General features: G+C 40.5%; 15 protein-coding genes. 14 read left to right on the top strand and 1 reads right to left on the bottom strand.

What is annotated here, in order from left to right; translation table 11 throughout:
* Positions 1-77: 77 nt before the first annotated feature.
* Positions 78-281 (top strand): hypothetical protein, encoded by a 204-nt coding sequence (locus tag I8752_RS25740; RefSeq protein ID WP_214435072.1) that lies wholly within the window; start codon positions 78-80, stop codon positions 279-281.
* A 141-nt stretch (positions 282-422) separates the two neighbouring features.
* Here the strand turns inward: I8752_RS25740 and I8752_RS25735 are convergent, their stop codons facing one another.
* Positions 423-2678: a GumC family protein gene (locus tag I8752_RS25735; RefSeq protein WP_214435071.1), complete on the bottom strand. Its 2256-nt coding sequence runs from the start codon at positions 2676-2678 to the stop codon at positions 423-425.
* Positions 2679-3968: 1290 nt separating this feature from the next.
* On the opposite strand from I8752_RS25735, the gene I8752_RS25730 reads away from it, so the two are divergent.
* The 13 genes from I8752_RS25730 to I8752_RS25670 all read left to right on the top strand — a co-directional run bounded on the left by I8752_RS25730 (position 3969) and on the right by I8752_RS25670 (position 18704).
* The gene (locus tag I8752_RS25730) at positions 3969-5330 is read left to right on the top strand and encodes a glycosyltransferase family 4 protein (protein WP_214435070.1); all 1362 of its coding nucleotides are present in this window, start codon (positions 3969-3971) and stop codon (positions 5328-5330) included.
* A gap of 1031 nt (positions 5331-6361) precedes the next feature.
* Complete coding sequence (locus I8752_RS25725; RefSeq protein WP_214435069.1) at positions 6362-6790, top strand: hypothetical protein; 429 nt, start codon at positions 6362-6364, stop codon at positions 6788-6790.
* 33 nt (positions 6791-6823) lie between these two features.
* The gene (locus I8752_RS25720; protein ID WP_214435068.1) at positions 6824-7669 is read left to right on the top strand and encodes an ABC transporter permease; all 846 of its coding nucleotides are present in this window, start codon (positions 6824-6826) and stop codon (positions 7667-7669) included.
* A 16-nt stretch (positions 7670-7685) separates the two neighbouring features.
* Positions 7686-8972, top strand: coding sequence for an ABC transporter ATP-binding protein (locus I8752_RS25715; RefSeq protein WP_214435067.1), 1287 nt, complete (start codon positions 7686-7688; stop codon positions 8970-8972).
* A 30-nt stretch (positions 8973-9002) separates the two neighbouring features.
* Positions 9003-9515, top strand: coding sequence for an acyltransferase (locus I8752_RS25710; RefSeq protein ID WP_214435066.1), 513 nt, complete (start codon positions 9003-9005; stop codon positions 9513-9515).
* Positions 9516-9713: 198 nt separating this feature from the next.
* Positions 9714-10352 (top strand): hypothetical protein, encoded by a 639-nt coding sequence (locus I8752_RS25705; protein ID WP_214435065.1) that lies wholly within the window; start codon positions 9714-9716, stop codon positions 10350-10352.
* 368 nt (positions 10353-10720) lie between these two features.
* Entirely contained in the window at positions 10721-11758 is a 1038-nt protein-coding gene (locus I8752_RS25700; protein WP_214435101.1) for a Gfo/Idh/MocA family protein, read from the top strand.
* The gene (locus I8752_RS25695) at positions 11755-12864 is read left to right on the top strand and encodes a DegT/DnrJ/EryC1/StrS family aminotransferase (RefSeq protein WP_214435064.1); all 1110 of its coding nucleotides are present in this window, start codon (positions 11755-11757) and stop codon (positions 12862-12864) included. The genes I8752_RS25700 and I8752_RS25695 overlap by 4 nt, the downstream gene beginning before the upstream one ends.
* On the top strand, positions 12864-13871 hold the full coding sequence (locus I8752_RS25690) for a Rossmann-fold NAD(P)-binding domain-containing protein (RefSeq protein ID WP_214435063.1): 1008 nt from the start codon (positions 12864-12866) through the stop codon (positions 13869-13871). Before I8752_RS25695 ends, I8752_RS25690 begins: the two co-directional genes overlap by 1 nt.
* A gap of 13 nt (positions 13872-13884) precedes the next feature.
* The gene (locus tag I8752_RS25685) at positions 13885-14856 is read left to right on the top strand and encodes a methionyl-tRNA formyltransferase (RefSeq protein WP_214435062.1); all 972 of its coding nucleotides are present in this window, start codon (positions 13885-13887) and stop codon (positions 14854-14856) included.
* Positions 14846-15820, top strand: a complete 975-nt coding sequence (locus I8752_RS25680) for an NAD-dependent epimerase/dehydratase family protein (protein ID WP_214435061.1) — start codon at positions 14846-14848, stop codon at positions 15818-15820. The genes I8752_RS25685 and I8752_RS25680 overlap by 11 nt, the downstream gene beginning before the upstream one ends.
* On the top strand, positions 15813-17015 hold the full coding sequence (locus I8752_RS25675) for a DegT/DnrJ/EryC1/StrS family aminotransferase (protein ID WP_214435060.1): 1203 nt from the start codon (positions 15813-15815) through the stop codon (positions 17013-17015). Before I8752_RS25680 ends, I8752_RS25675 begins: the two co-directional genes overlap by 8 nt.
* Positions 17016-17051: 36 nt before the next feature.
* The gene (locus I8752_RS25670) at positions 17052-18704 is read left to right on the top strand and encodes a glycosyltransferase (RefSeq protein WP_214435059.1); all 1653 of its coding nucleotides are present in this window, start codon (positions 17052-17054) and stop codon (positions 18702-18704) included.
* Position 18705 lies beyond the last annotated feature (1 nt).

Here is an 18705-nt window from a genome sequence, read left to right as displayed (position 1 = left end):
AGAATTAACCACAATTAGAAAAAACAGTCTTAATCTAGTTTGTCTCAATTTCTACTTTTAGTTCAGAGGTTAGTAAAATGCCTTTGTTTTTTTTAATTCCCCTCTTTACAGGTTTAGCAACTGGCTATTTATCTAAAAAGTGCGATCGCGAAATAGCTTATCTTATAGGTTTGTTCACAATTATCAGCCTCATTTTCAGTTTGATTTTGGCTCCTTGGCAGATCCAATTGATGTTATTAATTTTAGCGCTTGTTAGTTCTAATAGACTCTTACAAGAGTAGCGATCGCCAATAAAAAAGCTAGAATAACGGATTGGGTTTTTACCTTAAATAACGAGTAAAAAATCACACACGTAATGTTGGCTTCATAAGTGAAGCCAAAAGCCTTTTTATTTAACTTCTATAAACCACAGCCTTCATTTCTTAATAACTGCTGAAGTTGCTTTTCTGACCGTTACCCACTATCCCTAAGATATTTAACCGCGAATTTTTAAGATTATCTAAAGCTCTATCCAGTACAGAAGCATCTGTTTTGTCTATCTTTACCACCATTAAAATCCCATCTGTGTATGGTGCTAATAAAGTCGCATCAGCTAACCCACTCAAGTGGGGAGCATCATAAATCACTAAGTCAAAAGCATTATGGAACTCTGCCATTAATCGCTTCATCCTGTCAGACGAGAGTAATTGTGTAGGATCTGGTGGTATTGGCCCGGCTGTAATAGCACATAATCTACTCATATAAGGTAGCTGGCGAATCACTTCTCCTACTGGTGAGTTTGTAGAAATTAAATTACTCAACCCCCATAAGTTATTTAATCCTGATAAAGTATGAATCACAGGTTGACGAAGATTTGCATCTACAAGAAGTACTTTTTGTCCCATTGCTGTAGCTATTTGAGCTAGATGAAAAGCAACTGTAGATTTACCGTCACCTGCCATCGCCGAACTAACAATTATAGAGTTAATTTGCCGCTCGGCACGGAGCAGTTGAATATTCGCATAAAGTACTCGTAAAGCTTCTAAAAACTGATTAGAATAGTTATTGTAATCTTGTGCGGATACAGTAGTAGATTTATTAATACTCTCAATTAAGTGATTTGGAACTCTTGCTAAGGGGCTTTCTTGAGCAAAGGTACGTTCTTGATGTCTGGGAACTTGCTTTTCCCATTGATTATTTGTTAACAAAGACTCTTGACCGTTTTCTTTTAAAGAATGGGCATGAATGCGGTTTTGATGTCTGGGAATTTGCTTTTCAAATGGAATATTTCCTAATAATGGTAATTTCACCTTGTCTTTCAGAGCAGAAGCACTATGGTATGTATTGTCCAGCTTTTCTAATAATAAAGCAACGCCAATTCCTAAGAGGATACTTGCAACTAATCCCAATATAAAGTTGCGTTTAAGATCGGAAGCAGCAACAGGATATTCTGGTTTAGTAGGTGCTTTAAGTAACTGCCAACCTAGTTCTGTCTGAGATATTTGAATGCTCAGGGTTTCGCGGGTAGAGAGAAAACGATTTAGGCTATCAGTTGCAATTTGTAATTTGCTTTGAAGGTCGGTGTATTGCCGTGCTAATATCGGCCATTGCTTGCGTTTTTGTTCGAGTGTTTGTTCTGTTTTCGCCAGTTCTCGGCTCTGCACTTCTAGAGTCTGAACTTGATTATCTAATTCTGCAAGTTTTGTGCCTAAAACGCGTTGTGCTTCCTGGACAACTAAAGGTTTTAAGCTTTCCCTTTTTTCCTTCAATGCTTGGAGAGTTGGGTTGTCATCTTGGAAGCGCGTTGACTCAGTAGCAATTTGAACGTCTAATTGTCGCACCTGAGCAATCAACTGCTGATATAAAGAAGAGCTATTCAATGCTGCCAATTGACCGTTTTTTTCCTGGAGAATAGCAAGATTAGCACGAGCTTGTGCCAAATCTCGGTTAACGGCTTGTCGTTGCTCAGTCACAGCCCTAACTTGACCAATAACTAAGTCAACCTGGGTATCTGGATTAATAAAGTCATATTTTTGTCGGAACGTTTGTAGCTCTTTTTGTAGTTGATTGACACGATTTTGAGCCACTGGCAGTTTTGCTTCAACAAACTGAATTCCTTGACGCAACTTAGTCTGCTTTTTTTCTCGACTGTATTCTAAGTATTCTTTCGCAACTCGGTCTAGTACGACTTTAATTTGATTTGGATCGTTACTTCGATAGCTAACTTCTATAATTTTAGTTTCACCTAGCCGAGTAATATTGAGAGATGCCAGCAGAGAATCATAGTTAATTTCTGGATATAAGATTTGTAACTGCTTAATAACACTTCCCATTAATTCGGGACTCTTAAGAACCTGAATTTGACTTTCATAATCGAGAGTAGACTTGTTTGAACTAGTAGTGTCTTTGACAATATCTACCGTACTGCTGTCATCATTAACAGGTTCCACTAACAACTGAAAATTGCCTTCATATTCTGGTTGCTTTTGGTTGAGTGCCAAATTTATAACAACTGTTGCCATTACAGTAATAGCTACCCCGACAACGACCAGCGCTCGTCGTCGTAAAATATTCAGAAAATCTTGCAAACTCCAGTCGTCTCCTTGTCCTTCAGACCAGGGAACAGGTTGAGCTTGAGGAAATGGAGAAACATTGTGAGTGCGATCGGAATTTGAGGGTTGAAAAGGATAATCATCCATCGTTTGTTAATATTTTGTGACACTACTGACAAAATTCGTATATGCGAATTGCATGGATGCACATTAGCTTAACAGTTTTTAAAAGCTTGAGTCAGGTAGCTGAAAATATCAGAGGCTATGTGTAAATTATAGAAAAAATAGATTAATAAAGTCGTTCTGGTAGTTACACTGGATGGACTTGCGGTTTACGTATTTCTTCGGTTATACTCCACAGAAAGTGTTATCGTTGATGCGCTCCGCATGACTTTCATTACTCCTTCTCCTCGATCGCGGTAGGGGTAAGAAGAACCCAAAAAATAAGCCACAATCAGCTAAGGTAAGTGGTTTCAGTAAAAATCGCTGAGTAATTACCTTTTACATTTCTCGATTGAAAACCTTTTAATGTTCAGAATCAGCAGCTAATTATTTAGTATGAATATTTTACTTCGCTTTAGATGAGAAATACTTGAAAACTTACTAAATAGAAAATCTCAAAAATATACAAGTGTGAAAAAATGAAGTTGCCTATCCTGTGCGCTAACTCGATCTCAGGATATTCAAGTATTCTTCTTGCCAGTCAAGAAAATTTGTAATAAACTCACTATAAATATTGGCTATCAGTTATTATTAATAATAATTATACATAGGAAAAGATACAGAGTAAAATATCAATTTTGTAAAGATTTTGTTTAAAAAAAAACTAATAACATAAATTTTTGATGAAGTATAAGGGTTAAATTTGAAACATGGTATTCTAGGGTTCAAAATAGCATGTAGTAAAAAAATTAGGGGATAATACTCTAAGCAGAAACTACAATGTCCTTAAGAACAATAAAGCAAAAATAAGGTGAATAAACAGCAAACACAATCACATAACCGTAAAGTCCGAATTTTTCAACTGACAGTCAGTATTATTGCGAAATAGTGGTTGTTACTATTGAAGTATCTCTTTGGACATAAAAAGTTCCCTAGAAGCCTGTAGAACAGTTTGCGATAGGGAAAGCTGTATCCCCTAGCAGTAAACTGTACGTAGCTATTTTCAGACTTCGTTTTCCTCCTCGTTGTGTTTCTTGTTCCAAAGAGTCGCATCTACCAGATCCAAACAAGTACGCAATTTTGTCTTAATCAAGCTGTGTTACCAAGAAAGCTGGTATACACAAATAAGCCAGAAAAAATACTTGTATAGCAGTTGTTAAATACATTAAGCCTAGAGAGATTGAAAATTGCGATCGCTATCAGGCAAGTTTTTTGTGCAAATTATTCAGTTGTATTTTCAATAAAATTTCTAAATTCTAAAGTAGGGCACAGCCGATGAGACTTAATCAATGGATTAATGGAAAATTTTTACAATCCATTTCTACTCGGTTAGAAGATAAAAATGAGCATTGTAATACTATAAAAACTCAGCAATCACTCAAGTTATCTGTAGTGACTCAGTTTTTTCCTCCAGACTATGCTGCTACAGGACAGTTGATTGAAGAACTCGTAAAACAGTTAGGGCAGCAAGGTGTGGATATTGAAGTATTCACCAGTCAGCCTGGATATGCGTTTCAATCTCATACAGCTCCAGCAGTTGAACGAAAAGACAGAATCCGAATTCAGCGATCGCGCACTGCCCAACTCTGGCCGGGAAGAATTCGCGGTAAAGCTGTCAATGGTGTTTTATATACCTTACGTGCAGCACTCTATTTACTCAGAGCTTGGCGGCGCAATAACGTATTATTGTTGACCACAGCTCCCCCATTTTTGCCAATTATCGGATATCTAGCTTACTTGTTGTTCCGTCTACCTTATGTATGCATTCTTTATGACCTTTATCCAGATATCGCGATCGCGCTGGGAGTAGTGTCAAAGCGTAGCTGGGTTGTGCGATTATGGAAGGCACTCAACAGACAAATTTGGCTAAACGCTAAAGGTATTGTGGTTCTTAGTCCAGGCATGAAACAACGGGTAGTAGAAAACTGTCCGCAGATAGCCGATAAGATTTCTGTTATTCACAGTTGGGCTAACCCTGACTTGATTGTGCCAATCAGCAAGCAAGAAAATTGGTTTGCCTGGAAGCATAACCTAGTGAACACATTCACCGTACTTTATTCTGGCAATATGGGTCGCTGTCATGACATTGAGACCATGCTGGAAGCCGCCAAAGAACTGCAAGACGAGCCGATTCAGTTTGTGTGCATTGGCGGTGGAGCAAAACGCGATGAATTAATTCAGGAAGTGAAACGATTAGGGCTAAACAATTTCACATTTCTTCCATATCAAGACAAGCAGGTATTGCCTTATTCGCTGACGGCTTGCGATTTGTCATTAGTAAGTGTGGATGCATCTACAGAGAGTTTGGTTGTTCCTAGCAAGCTGTATTCAGCCTTCGCCACCGGAAGACCAGTAGCAGTAGTATGTTCGCCTTATTCATACTTAAAGCAACTAATTGCAGAAGCTGATTGTGGTGCTACTTTTGATAATGGAGATAGTCATGGTCTGGCTCAATTCATTCGCTTGCTTAGTCGCGATCCCCAACTAACAGAACGGATGGGTAAAGCAGGTCGTAAGTATATGCGATCGCATTTCACACCCAAAGTTATTTCTCAACAATACCTTGATGTTTTGCAGCAAGCAATGTTGTCTGATTCTGACGAGTTAATAACTATGTCTGAAAGCCCTACAAAATAAGCTTTTGGAATATTTAATCCAATGAAATCATCAATTTAACAGATTAAAAGCTGTGTGCTTTCAATTTGCTTCTCGTTAAGCTGTTGTGCATTATAAATACACAACAGCTTAACAGTAAGTAGCTCTTCAAGCTAAGTACCGTATTCCAGTTTATCTGCCCTTCCAGAATTTTTCAGGGGACAGTTCATAAAAGAAGGCATTTATTAATATTAGTTTTAATTGATTTTCTGAGTTTGGTGGCACTTTCTCTATAATTAATCCTATACAGATTAACTAAAAGAGAAAAATTCTTCTTTTAGAGGAACATTTACTTTTATATTTGAATCTAGGCTTTTGAATATATACTAATTCACTACTTTTACAACTATAAATTTTTTCTCAACTCCATCATAACAATTGTTACAGCGCAGAGCTTTGGGTTACTAGATCGGGGTACTGACAGTTGAACTCTAAGTTTTAGTGCCTTCTCTGTCTCTGCTGTCTGTTATCGAGAGCAATCTGAAAGATCAACTATCTTATTTGAAGGTTTAATAAAACTTTATCTCTGTTTAATAATTAGCAAAAACGAACATCTATTGTGACAGTAATTAAAAATTAATTCCTTAAATTTTTCATGAACAAGTTTGAATTCACTTTATAATATTTTCACAGTAATAAAAAATATTTTAATTTTAAACATTATATTAATTTTCTATAAAAAAATCAAACAGTGTCAAAACATGTTATCATTTGCGTATATACAAGGAGGCAAAAAGTAACAAAGTCATTCTATATATGAAATATTTTATACAGACAAATTAAACCGTACAAAATACTTGAATAGGAAACTTCTACGAGAGCCAAAAAATTAACTTCTTTTTCTAGAATATTTGTCAAGAAACAAAGTTACCAAATAAAGGGATTGATTTAATTCCTATACTTTAATAATAAACTGTAAGTTTTCGGAGTTGGGCTTCGATGGTCATTTCGATCTCAGTCCCTCCAACGTAACCTTCCTTGTTTTTTGTGTTGTATTTATATGGGAGGTAGAATTGCAGAGAAGGTGCGATCGCAATCGGAAACGCTCAAAACGAAGGGCTATCTACTGCCCAATTCATGGCTGCTATCTAGATAGCGTTAGTCAGAAATATCAGATATTTGCCGATCGACCAAGTCAGTTGCAGCAACGAGGTATGAGTCGGCGAAATGCATCAATGCTAGTAGCAAATAAAACCGCAGTGCCTATAGAAGGCGAGTGGCTAGAAGCTTTCTGGTGTGAATATTGTCAGCAGAAAAATTGGTATTACGTTCGTAAGTCCGACGGAGGTACTTACGAACTATCTTTAGCGCCACAAGAACTGTGGCAGCAGGTGACAGGAGTAATCGATCCTCAAGGCAACCCTTCCGTCAGCGAATTTACTCGCAGACATGCAAGGCTGGTTAGCTTTCATGGTGTGAAAGATTTCCAATTTATAGTTTAAACATTAAAAATAATAGTCTTCTTAATTAATAGTATGAGTAGTCAAGGTATGCCATCTGAGCAGGTATTGGTGATTGAGGCTGGGCGTGCTGAACGCCAATATTGGCAAGACCTGTGGCGCTATCGAGAACTGTTTTATTTTCTGGCTTGGCGAGATATTTTAGTGCGCTACAAGCAAACATTCATTGGCATAGCTTGGGCACTAATCCGACCATTTTTAACTATGGTGGTGTTCAGCGTAGTCTTTGGAAAGTTAGCAGGATTGCCTGCACCCACCGGAGTACCCTATCCAATTCTAGTCTTTGCTGCCATGTTACCCTGGCAGTTTTTTTCCAGTGCTTTAAGTGAGTGCAGTAATAGTCTAATTAGTAATTCAAATCTAATTTCTAAGGTCTACTTCCCGCGTTTGATTGTGCCCATTAGTGCTGTAATTGTTAGCTTTGTAGATTTCATGGTTTCTGGAATCATTTTGCTGGGGTTGATGGCTTGGTATAACTTTGTGCCTGATTGGCGGATACTGACACTGCCATTATTTATTGGTATAGCCTTTGCCGCTTCCATGGGGGTAGGGCTGTGGCTAGCAGCGTTAAACGTGGAATACCGTGACTTTCGCTATATTGTGCCATTTATTGTGCAGTTCGGGTTATACATATCACCCGTAGGATTTAGTAGTGACGTTGTGCCAGAGAAGTGGCGTTTACTCTACTCTATGAACCCAATGGTGGGCGTAATTGATGGGTTCCGTTGGGCTATTTTAGGTGGGGAGTCAAAAATTTACTGGCAAGGATTCATACTATCTTTGGGATTAGTTGTAATTTTGCTAGTAAGTGGTATCTGGTACTTCCGCAAAATGGAACGGACTTTTGCTGACGTAATTTAGGCTGGATATAGTATAGATGGCTAATAGTATAATTCAAGTAGAAAATCTGAGTAAAAAATATATCATTGCTCACCAGCAAGACGATTCAAGTCGTTATCGCTATAAAGCTCTACGGGATGTGCTTGCTAATAGAGCAATGTCTCTAAGCAAGAAATTTATTCAACCTAATGGTAAAAAAATGCCTAATCCCTCTCGTGAGGAATTTTGGGCACTGAATGACGTATCTTTTGAGATTAAACAAGGTGAAGCCATAGGTATTATTGGACGTAATGGCGCAGGTAAATCGACACTATTAAAAATATTGAGTCGTATTACTGAACCTACAAAAGGACAAATTGTCATCAAAGGACGGGTAGCAAGCTTATTAGAAGTTGGTACAGGCTTTCACCCAGAACTAACCGGGCGAGAAAATATCTATCTCAACGGTTCTGTATTGGGAATGAGTAGATTTGAGATTAAGAAAAAGTTTGATGAAATTGTTGCCTTTGCCGAAGTTGAGAAATTTTTAGATACTCCTGTTAAACGTTACTCTTCTGGGATGTATGTGCGCCTTGCTTTTGCCGTAGCAGCTCACTTGGAGCCAGAAATTTTAATTGTGGATGAAGTTTTAGCAGTGGGCGATTCTGCATTCCAAAAGAAGTGCTTGGGAAAAATGGGGGATGTAGCGACAAAAGAGGGGCGCACAGTATTGTTTGTCAGTCATACTATGCAAGCTATTGCCCAACTTACCAAGCGTTGCATACTCCTTTCTAAAGGTAATATTCAGTTTGATGGGGATACCGTCAAAGCTATACAGTTATATATCGCTGGACAAAAAACCTTTAACGAGCAATCAGCCTACTATGAAGCTCCTTTGAATAAAACAGGCAATCATGTAGCTTGGGCGCGAGTATATGCCTCGGAGGGAGACGGTATTCACTCTTGGGGAGAACCGATTACTTTCGAGTTTGCGTTACAGGTAACTAAGCCGCATGAAAGTCTGTGGTTCTCTTTTCAAGTGGTAAATGAGCTTCGACAAGCTATGTGTATTTTCTGGTTTTACGATCCTCAAGCACCATATCGTCGAGAGCCAGGAACATTTATTGTCCGATGTGAAATACCAAAGTTTAGGTTGTATATGGGTTCGTATACCGTAACAACATGGTTTTCTGAGCGTCGCAGCGATACTCTGCTAGAAAATCTCACAGAGATTTGTCCGTTTGAAGTTACCATGCACAACATTGAGCGTGAAGAATATCAATGGCAAGCTGATGAGTGTACTTATCTAGAAGACGCTGTTTGGAAAACTGTTGAAAAGTATTAATTGAGCTTTAGTGAAATAGGTAAATAAGTAATGGCAGTAAATGATGATGTCAAGTTGGGCAGTAACGTGAAAATTTTTCATCCCAATCTCGTCAATCTATATGGTTGCGCGATCGGTGATGATACGAAAATTGGTACTTTTGTAGAAGTTCAAAAAAATGTCACCGTAGGCAAACGGTGTAAAATTTCATCCCACAGCTTTCTGTGTGATGGGGTCATTCTTGAAGATGAGGTATTTATTGGTCATGGAGTGATGTTTACCAATGACCTTTATCCGCGTGCAACTAATGAAGATGGGAGTTTGAAAACTGAAGATGACTGGTATGCAGTCAAAACTTTAGTAAAGAATGGTGCATCTATTGGTAGTAACGCTACGATTTTGCCAGGTGTAACTATTGGTGAAAAAGCGATAGTTGGGGCTGGAGCGGTAGTGACTCTTGATGTTCCGGACTATACAATTGTAGCTGGAGTACCAGCTCGAGTGGTTGGTGATGTGCGCGATCGCTGCCAAAATGCAGAAATAACAGCTAGTAGTTTTAGCTAATACTAATTAGCTAGAAAATCCAACTATATAGTAAGCTGATTTCAACCTACACATTTGGCATTGAGCATATATCCACTCAAAATAAATATATGAACTTTTCTTCTTCAAATCATTACCAAAATAACAACATATAGTCAAGTATAGAAGGTACGATTTTTGATATTCTGTAATCAGTGAGATGTGAGATTACTCCTTACAATGATTACAGAAACAGGTTTGTTCTACCAAAATTTAATTAGCTCAAAATTAGTATTGGGTGTAGCTTCTGTTATTAGCTTTGCTGCTACCTTTGCTACTGTTACTCAAACTCAAGCTGCTCAGGTAAAATATCGTAGTCCAGGTAATGTAAGTGCCATTGATGGTTTAGTAGTTGATGGCATAACTTATGACGTTACTTTTAGGTTTGACACTTTTACAAACTTGTTTGGTTCTCCTGATAGCTCTAATTTTAAAACGCCGACATTTTGGAACAATTCCCAAGGAGCAACAAATACAGTAGATAGTTTTATATCTCTATTCAGTAACGAATCATCAATCCCCCAACAAATAAATAATTTTTCCTATGTTTTGGTTCCATATCAAAGCATAAAAGCTGAAGATAAATCATGGTATACCATCAACAAAATAGATGACTTTATTACAAATTGGTCTACTGTTAAAGGAGAAAGTAAAGACATTTTTGTATTAAGTAATGAAAAAGCAAACTATGCTTTATTTCAAGCTAAAGCATCGCCAGCAGTGCCAGAACCAAAATCATCAATAGTTGGATTAGGATTAGCATTAATCCCAGGGATTAAATATTTTAAAAACAGATGGATGAAAGTTAGACATAAATAATTTTATTGAGTAATCTAATCTCTTGAAAGGAGGTTAAAAATGAGATATTTTTAAATGCTTGTGAAAAAGCGATAAAACCCTTTTTGTTTTGAGATTTTGGATGAGCGAGTGTTTGCTGCTAAGAGGAAAGTATAAAATTATTTTACCCAACTTTTTGTCATATTTCAATCGTTTTAATACCTCAGATGTATTGGGAAACTGCTAGGTAATTCTGATATATGTTGCAAAGATAAAGTAAATTGAGTAGAAACCTTGTAAAATTTTGTACTAAACTGCGGTCAAATAGCGCTCGTCTAAAAAAACGACCACCTGCGTGAATAGTAGAGTTTACTAGTTCATTCAAAAGAGACTTCGATTAGTTAAAAACAATAAAAAACATGGTTAATATCGGTGTAATTGGCTATGGTTACTGGGGCCCTAACCTAGTGCGGAATTTTGCTGAAATTCCCAATGCTCAAGTCACAAAAGTCAGTGATTTTAAACCAGAACTTTTGGCAAAGGCGCAGGCCCGGTATCCTTCCATCCAAGTGACAACAGACTGTCAAGATATATTTAAAGATCCTAAAATTGATGCTGTAGCGATCGCCACACCAGTTTCAACTCACTTCGACTTAGCGTTGGCAGCATTGCAAGCAGGCAAGCACGTACTAGTAGAAAAACCGATGACAGCCTCTTCTGAGCAGGCAAAACGGTTAATTGAAGAAGCTGAAAAACGCAACCTAGTGCTGATGGTCGATCATACCTTTGTATATACAGGTGCTGTCCGCAAAATGCACGATTTAATCGCTAGCAATCAATTAGGAGATATTTACTACTACGATTCTGTGCGTGTCAATCTGGGACTTTTTCAGCATGATGTCAATGTGATCTGGGATTTAGCAGTCCATGACCTCTCAATCATGAACTACGTATTGCCGTCCCAGCCTTACGCCGTTTCCGCAACAGGTGTCAGCCATGTTCCCGGAGAACCCGAAAACATCGCTTACTTGACATGCTTTTTTGAAAGCAACTTAATAGCTCACTTCCATGTCAACTGGTTAGCACCAGTAAAAGTGCGCCGCACACTGATTGGCGGCAGTCAACGTATGATTGTTTTTGATGACTTGGAACCCAGCGAGAAACTCAAAATTTACGACAAAGGAATTACTGTTAATGGTAGTTCTGAAAGCGTCTACCAGATGCTGATTGGGTATCGCACAGGAGATATGTGGTCGCCCAAGTTAGATGTGACAGAAGCATTGCGGACAGAGGGATTGCACTTCATTGAATGCATCACACAAGGCAGTCGCCCCATTACTGATGGGGAAGCAGGTTTACAGACAGTGAAGATTCTTGAGGCTGCTACTCAATCAATGAAGCAGCGCGGTCGATTAATTGAACTAAATTTAACAGAGGTAGCAGCATGATTCCATTTTTAGATTTAAAAGCTCAATATTTAAGTATTAAAGACGAAATTGATACCGCAGTATTGAAAGTACTAGAGAGTACGCAATTTGTTTTAGGGAATGAAGTCACAGCCTTTGAACAAGATTTTGCAGACTATTGCAATGCAGATGATGGTATTGCCGTCAATACAGGTACTAGCGCCCTACACTTAGCACTACTAGCAGCTGGTATTGGTGCTGGTGACGAAGTAATTACCGTACCCTTTACCTTTGTTGCCACCGCAGCAGCAATTTGTTATACCGGAGCCAAACCTGTTTTCGTAGATATCGACCCCGTTTCATACACAATCGATGTTACCCAAATTGAAAAAGCTATAACCGAACGTACAAAAGCCATTTTGCCCGTGCATTTGTATGGTCAACCAGCGGATATGGAACCAATTTTGGAGATTGCCCGTCGTCACGGCTTGACTGTAATCGAAGATGCCGCACAAGCTCATGGGGCTGAGTACAAAGGGCAAAAGGTAGGTGCTATTGGTGATATTGGTTGTTTCAGTTTCTACCCTGGCAAAAATTTAGGGGCCTATGGTGAAGGAGGTATGATAGTCACCAACAATCCAGAATATGCCCATACTATGCGGATGCTGCGCGACTGGGGTCAAGAACGCAAGTATCACCATGTACTCAAAGGGTACAACTACCGTATGGATGGCATTCAAGGAGCAATCTTACGGGTAAAATTGCGCTATTTAGAGGAATGGACAGAGGGCAGAAGGGCACATGCGGCAAAGTATGATGCATTAATTAAAGACTCTAGCTTAACCGTACCCACAGTCATGCCCTACAGCCGCCACGTTTATCATGTCTACGCCATACGCTCGCCCCAACGCGATGAATTGCAGCAAAAGCTCAACGAGCAGGGTATCCAAACAGGTATTCACTACCCGATTCCCGTACATCTGCAACCAGCTTATGCCGATTTAGGGTATAAGCCAGGTGATTTTCCACACTCAGAATTAGCAGCCAGAGAAGTACTTTCACTGCCCATGTTTGCCGAACTCACACCAGCACAAATTAATATTGTTGCTGAAAATCTGCAAAACATTGTTAGGGGAGTAGCTGTTTAATGTACGATTCCCGCCCTGGTTTAAATTCCCATCGGCTTGTCAGGTTAATACAGCAAGCGATTGGGCGCTGCGAACTGCAACTCGATAACTTAACTGTATTTACAGAAGCAGCCACAGGAGCCTATGCAGTTACGCCTGTAGTAGCAGCGATCGCTGGAGCAAAAAAAGTATTTGCGATCGCTCGCAGTAGCCGTTATGGCACTCTAGAACAAATCAAAGCCCAGACATTAGAACTAGCTGAACTAGCAGGGGTGGGCGATCGGATTCAATTTCTCGCTGAGAAAACCGAAGATATTGTCGCCCAAGCTGACATTATCACCAACAGCGGCCATGTCCGTCCCATTAATGCAGAGATGATTGCTTGGATGAAGCCTACAGCAGTCATTGGCTTAATGTATGAGGCGTGGGAGTTTAGATCAGAGGATGTGGATCTGATAGCTTGTCGCCAACGCGGTATCAAAGTAGCAGGTGTCAACGAACGGCATCCTGGCGTGGATGTCTTCTCATTTTTGGGAATTATGGCAGCCAAGCTCTTGCTAGATGCAGGCGTTTCCGTTTATACCAGCGATATTTTATTACTGTGTGACAACCCCTTTAGCTCATTCATTGAACGCGGTTTAGTAAATGCTGGTGCTAGTGTAGACACTGTTGACAGTATCTCAGCAGCACCTACCGATCGAACCTATGATGCAATATTGGTGGCTTTACAACCGTGCCCGGAGCCAGTATTAACTGCCACAAATGCCGCTCTCATTGCCAAGTATTGGCCAGGAGCATTGGTAGCTCAGTACTGGGGAGACATCGAGCGTTCAGCCTTGGTCTCCCATCATATACCAGTGTGCCCAGAAATAGAGCCAAAACCGGGGCATATGGGAATTTTACCATCCGCAGTAGGCCCAGAACCGATTATTCGACTGCAAACAGGAGGGCTAAAAGCGGCGGAAGCGATTTGGCGAGAATCCTCACAGTCCAGTAAATCAGCTATGGAATTTGTGCAACTGCTGTAAACGTAGGTGGTGAATGGTTAATGTACTTTTGATCGGGATAGGTACGACTACTTTCAGCGCACTAGAATCTTTATTATCGAAGTGCAACGTGCAAGGAATAGTGAGAAATGTAGACAGTGAATCAGACCCTGTTGTCAGCCTTGCCCAACAAGCAGGTTTACCGATATTTTCAGATACTTCTCAGCAACAAATTAAATCGCTACTCTTAAAATTTCAACCGGATTGTGTAGTGGTTTCTTCCTATAACCAAATATTGCCAGCAGAACTGATTGAACTGTCTACATTTATCAACGTCCATTATTCACCCTTACCTCGTTATCGCGGTCGTGCTAATGTCAATTGGGCAATTATTAATGATGAAACAACTGCGGCGATAACTATCCATAAAATATCGCCTGGTTTAGATGAGGGAAATATCCTCTTTCAACAGCTAATTTCCATTGGTTTTGATGATACTGTCGCTACTATCTATGACAAGTTAAATGCAATTCAAGGGCAACATTTAGGAGATACAGTTGTTAAAACTTTTCATGGTTATGAAGGCGTACCGCAAAATAGTGCTGAAGCAACCTATGGCTGTACTCGTTTGCCTGAAGATGGTGAAATTAATTGGTCAGCTGCCACTAGAAGTATAGACTGTTTGATTCGGGCATTAGTATCTCCTTTTCCTGGCGCTTATACATACTTTAAAGGTAAAAAATTACTGGTGTGGCAAGCCAAGCCTGTAGGTAATCCTCCCTCTTATGTGGGACGCATTCCGGGTCGAATTATCGGTAGATCCAAAACAGAAGGTTTTGTCGATGTCCTCACAGGTGACGGCGTACTCAGAATTTTTGAAGTGCAATTTACAGGAGGAGAAAGAACAGCAGCAGCAAATATAATTAAGTCAGTAAAAAGTACTTTAGGCTTACGCACGTCTGATTTACTAAACCATATTCAACTTCTAGAAGAACAAATTACCAAACTAAAAGAAAATGCAAAATAGTCGAGTATTAATTACAGGTGGTGCAGGTTTAGTTGGCTCTCATATTGCCGATTTATTGGTAAAGGAAGGAGTCTCTGAGATTGTTGTTCTGGATAACTTCACTCGCGGACAACTGAGCAACCTTGCTTGGGCCAAAGAACACGGGCCTTTAGTAATTGTAGAAGGCGATATCCGCGATCGCAAACTTCTTGGGGAAGTCATGGAAGGCGTAGATATAGTCTTTCATCAGGCAGCAATCCGCATTACTCAATGTGCTGAAGAACCGCGTTTAGCATTAGAAGTTTTAGCAGATGGTACTTTTAATGTTTTGGAAGCAGCGGTAAAAGCCAATGTGAAAAAGGTAGTCGCTGCTTCATCAGCTTCAATATACGGTATGGCGGAGGATTTTCCCACCACGGAATCCCATCACCCCTATAACAATCGCACCATCTACGGCGCAGCTAAGGTTTTTAATGAAGGCTTATTACGCAGTTTCTACGATATGTATGGGTTGGACTATGTAGGATTGCGCTACTTCAACGTCTACGGCCCGCGTATGGATATTTACGGCGTGTATACGGAAGTATTGATTCGCTGGATGGAGCGTATCGTCGCCGGACAGCCACCATTGATTTTTGGCGATGGCAAGCAGACAATGGACTTTGTGTATATCGAAGACATTGCTAGAGCAAATATTTTGGCCGCCAAAGCTGATGTCACTGATGAGGTGTTTAATATTGCTAGTAGTGTGGAAAGCAGCTTGAATGACCTCGCCTATAGTTTAGCTAAAGTTATGGGGTCGGACTTGCAACCAGAATACGGCCCAGAACGGAAAGTCAACCCCGTACAGCGTCGGCTTGCTGATGTGAATAAAGCGAAGAAATTGCTGGGTTTTGAGGCAGAAGTGTCTCTAGAAGAAGGGTTGCGTAGATTGGTTAGTTGGTGGCGCGAACAAAAGCTGACAAAGGAAGCAAGCAATGTCTGAGAAAATGCAGTATATCCCGATCGCCAAACCCTGGATGGGCGAACCCGAAGCTGAAGCCGCCAAGCGGGCTATCATGTCCGGCTGGGTAACTCAAGGCCCAGAAGTTACCGCCTTTGAGCAAGAATTTGCAGCTTACGTAGGTTCAAAATATGCTTGTGCTGTCTCCAATTGCACCACAGCATTGCACCTAGCGCTATTAGCCGTAGGCGTGCAGCCTGGAGACGAAGTGATTACCGTCAGCCACTCTTATATTGCCACCGCTAACAGCATTCGTTACTGTGGCGCAGTACCAGTGTTTGTAGACATTGAACCGCAAACATATAATATCAACCCAATATTAATTGCAGATGCAATTAGCGATCGCACCCGCGCCATTCTTGTTGTTCACCAAATAGGAATGCCTTGTGACCTCAAAGCCATCTTAGATGTTGCCCACAGTCACAATTTACCAGTAATTGAAGACGCAGCTTGTGCGATTGGTAGTGAGATTCTCTGGAATGGGCAATGGGAAAAAATTGGCAAGCCACATGGAGATATCGCTTGTTTTTCCTTTCATCCCCGCAAAATCATTAGCACCGGCGACGGTGGGATGTTGACAACAAACAATCCCGAATGGGATAAACAGTTTCGCCTCTGGCGACAACACGGAATGAGCGTTCCCGACACTGTGCGCCACGGAGCCAAGCAAGTTATTTTCGAGTCATACCCGATGTTGGGCTACAACTACCGCATGACCGATATCCAAGCCGCAGTCGGACGGGAACAACTTAAACGCCTGCCGGAGATTGTAGAACGTCGCCGTTACTTAGCGCAGCAATACCAAGAAAAGCTAGCAGATGTGCCAGGATTAAAATTACCCACAGAGCCAGCTTGGGCAAGAAGTAATTGGCAAAGTTACTGTGTACGCTTGCCAGACAAGTGCGACCAAGTCGAAGTTATGCAGGTGATGCTGGATGCTGGCATTGCTACGCGACGCGGGATTATGTGCGCTCACCGCGAGCCAGCATATCAAATTGAAGCGTGGTCTTGTAGCACTAGTCGGGAAACTTGTAATTGCGAACCAGGAAGTTGTCAGCGCCTTACTGAGAGCGAACAAGCCCAGGATCGCGCCATTATTTTACCACTGTTCCATCATATGACCGAAGAAGAACAGAATCGGGTGGTTGAGGAGTTGAAAAAGGCATGTCAGGTTTGAGTTTAGAGTTAGGAAAGATTAGCAGGAGTGAGCATAATGGAAACCATGCCTAAAGATACACTCAGCCTTTGGCGAGAAGAAGGCAACCGCCTCATTCCACAAAACTTTGAAGTATTCCGCACCCTAGTTGCTCAAGCTCAAGACTTTGCAAAACGTGGTAAGTACGATATGGCAGCTGTGTATGGAGAAATGGCTGCCTTTTATGCTAATTGGAAACATTGCGGTCTTTTTGTCAGTCCAGAGCTAGAACAAGTCCTCCTTGATATTGGCAGAAAAGTTATACCATCGCACTCTCATCACCGAAAGAACAACTCTGCGTCTGAAAAACCAAAAAATATACTGCATGTCGCAACTTCTGTACAATCCATTGGCGGACATTCTAAAATGATTGGACGCTGGATTCAGCAGGATAGCGATCGCTGCCATTCATTAGTTCTTACAAGGCAACCCAGGAAAGACGTGCCTAAAACTATAGTAGATGCAGTCAACAATAGTGGTGGCAAGATATACAAGCTAAACCAGACAATGGGCAGTATTATCTCATGGGCAAAAAAACTATGGGAAATTGCCCTAGCAGCAGACATAGTGGTACTGCACATACATAACTATGACGTTATTCCTATTATTGCCTTTGCAAATAAGGAACAATCTCCACCAGTAATTTTATTGGATCACGCGGATCATGCATTTTGGTTAGGAGCAGGCATTAGCGATGTAGTAGCGAATCTGCGCGAGTCTGGTATGCACCTAGCACAACAGCGTAGAGGGATTGAACCAAAGCGCGTTGCACTTCTACCTACTATTTTGGAACCGATTCACAGAGAGCTTTCCCGCGAAGAGGCAAAGCAAAAACTGGGTTTTGCCAAAGACAGTATAATACTACTTTCTATCGCTAGGGCACCTAAATACAAAACTATTGATGGCATAAGTTATGCTGATGCTCATGTTCAATTGCTGAAAAAGCATGAAAAAGCCACATTGATAGTTGTTGGAGCCGGGAACCGAAAAGATTGGTCGCAAGCGATCGCACAAACACAAGGAAGAATTATTGCACATCCAGAACGGGAGGATACTGCCGTATTTTACCAAGCTGCTGATATTTATGTTGACTCCTTTCCTTTTATCTCAACTACATCGCTGCTAGAAGCAGGAAGTTATGGCGTGCCTTTAGTAAGTCGCTTCCCATATTCCAATGCCTCAGTGATTTTTGGTGCTGATATGCCCGGACTGACTGGTAATTTAATCGTGGCGCGTAATTTGGAGGAGTACACAGTTGTTCTATCACGTTTGATTGAAGATGAACAATTTCGGCTATCTTTAGGGGAATTAACTAGGAAAAAAATTGCAGATACACATTTACCAAACAACTGGCAGCATTTGTTAGAAAATTTATATATTTTTGCCGTTACTCTACCTAGGATAACTGCACAGTCAACATCGAGCGATCGCATGTTTCTTGACGAACCAGATATCTTCGTGCCTAGTATTCATGGCGGTACGGATTTCAATTTAGACTATTTAATCCAATCAAATCTCACAGTTATGCCACTGACCGAACGTTTACATTATTGGTTTAAATTTTTCAAAACCAATAGATTGAATAATAGCTTCGGTCGCTTTGGTCAGTTCAAATTACTAGTACCTGAATGGCTTTACTGTCGCTATGTGCGGTCGCGTTATGGTTCTTAAA

The organism is Dendronalium phyllosphericum CENA369, from assembly GCF_016056275.1.
Lineage (GTDB): Bacteria > Cyanobacteriota > Cyanobacteriia > Cyanobacteriales > Nostocaceae > Dendronalium > Dendronalium phyllosphericum.
The sequence above is the reverse complement of the archived record's forward strand: the minus strand, read 5'-3'. Positions and strand labels throughout refer to the sequence as shown.

Excerpts from the sequence above, each read along its gene's own strand:
- I8752_RS25740 (WP_214435072.1), top strand. The coding sequence starts at position 78 with ATGCCTTTGTTTTTTTTAATTCCCCTCTTTACAGGTTTAGCAACTGGC.
- I8752_RS25735 (WP_214435071.1), bottom strand. The coding sequence starts at position 2,678 with ATGGATGATTATCCTTTTCAACCCTCAAATTCCGATCGCACTCACAAT.
- I8752_RS25730 (WP_214435070.1), top strand. The coding sequence starts at position 3,969 with ATGAGACTTAATCAATGGATTAATGGAAAATTTTTACAATCCATTTCT.
- I8752_RS25720 (WP_214435068.1), top strand. The coding sequence starts at position 6,824 with ATGAGTAGTCAAGGTATGCCATCTGAGCAGGTATTGGTGATTGAGGCT.
- I8752_RS25715 (WP_214435067.1), top strand. The coding sequence starts at position 7,686 with ATGGCTAATAGTATAATTCAAGTAGAAAATCTGAGTAAAAAATATATC.
- I8752_RS25710 (WP_214435066.1), top strand. The coding sequence starts at position 9,003 with ATGGCAGTAAATGATGATGTCAAGTTGGGCAGTAACGTGAAAATTTTT.
- I8752_RS25705 (WP_214435065.1), top strand. The coding sequence starts at position 9,714 with ATGATTACAGAAACAGGTTTGTTCTACCAAAATTTAATTAGCTCAAAA.
- I8752_RS25695 (WP_214435064.1), top strand. The coding sequence starts at position 11,755 with ATGATTCCATTTTTAGATTTAAAAGCTCAATATTTAAGTATTAAAGAC.
- I8752_RS25690 (WP_214435063.1), top strand. The coding sequence starts at position 12,864 with ATGTACGATTCCCGCCCTGGTTTAAATTCCCATCGGCTTGTCAGGTTA.
- I8752_RS25685 (WP_214435062.1), top strand. The coding sequence starts at position 13,885 with ATGGTTAATGTACTTTTGATCGGGATAGGTACGACTACTTTCAGCGCA.
- I8752_RS25680 (WP_214435061.1), top strand. The coding sequence starts at position 14,846 with ATGCAAAATAGTCGAGTATTAATTACAGGTGGTGCAGGTTTAGTTGGC.
- I8752_RS25675 (WP_214435060.1), top strand. The coding sequence starts at position 15,813 with ATGTCTGAGAAAATGCAGTATATCCCGATCGCCAAACCCTGGATGGGC.
- I8752_RS25670 (WP_214435059.1), top strand. The coding sequence starts at position 17,052 with ATGGAAACCATGCCTAAAGATACACTCAGCCTTTGGCGAGAAGAAGGC.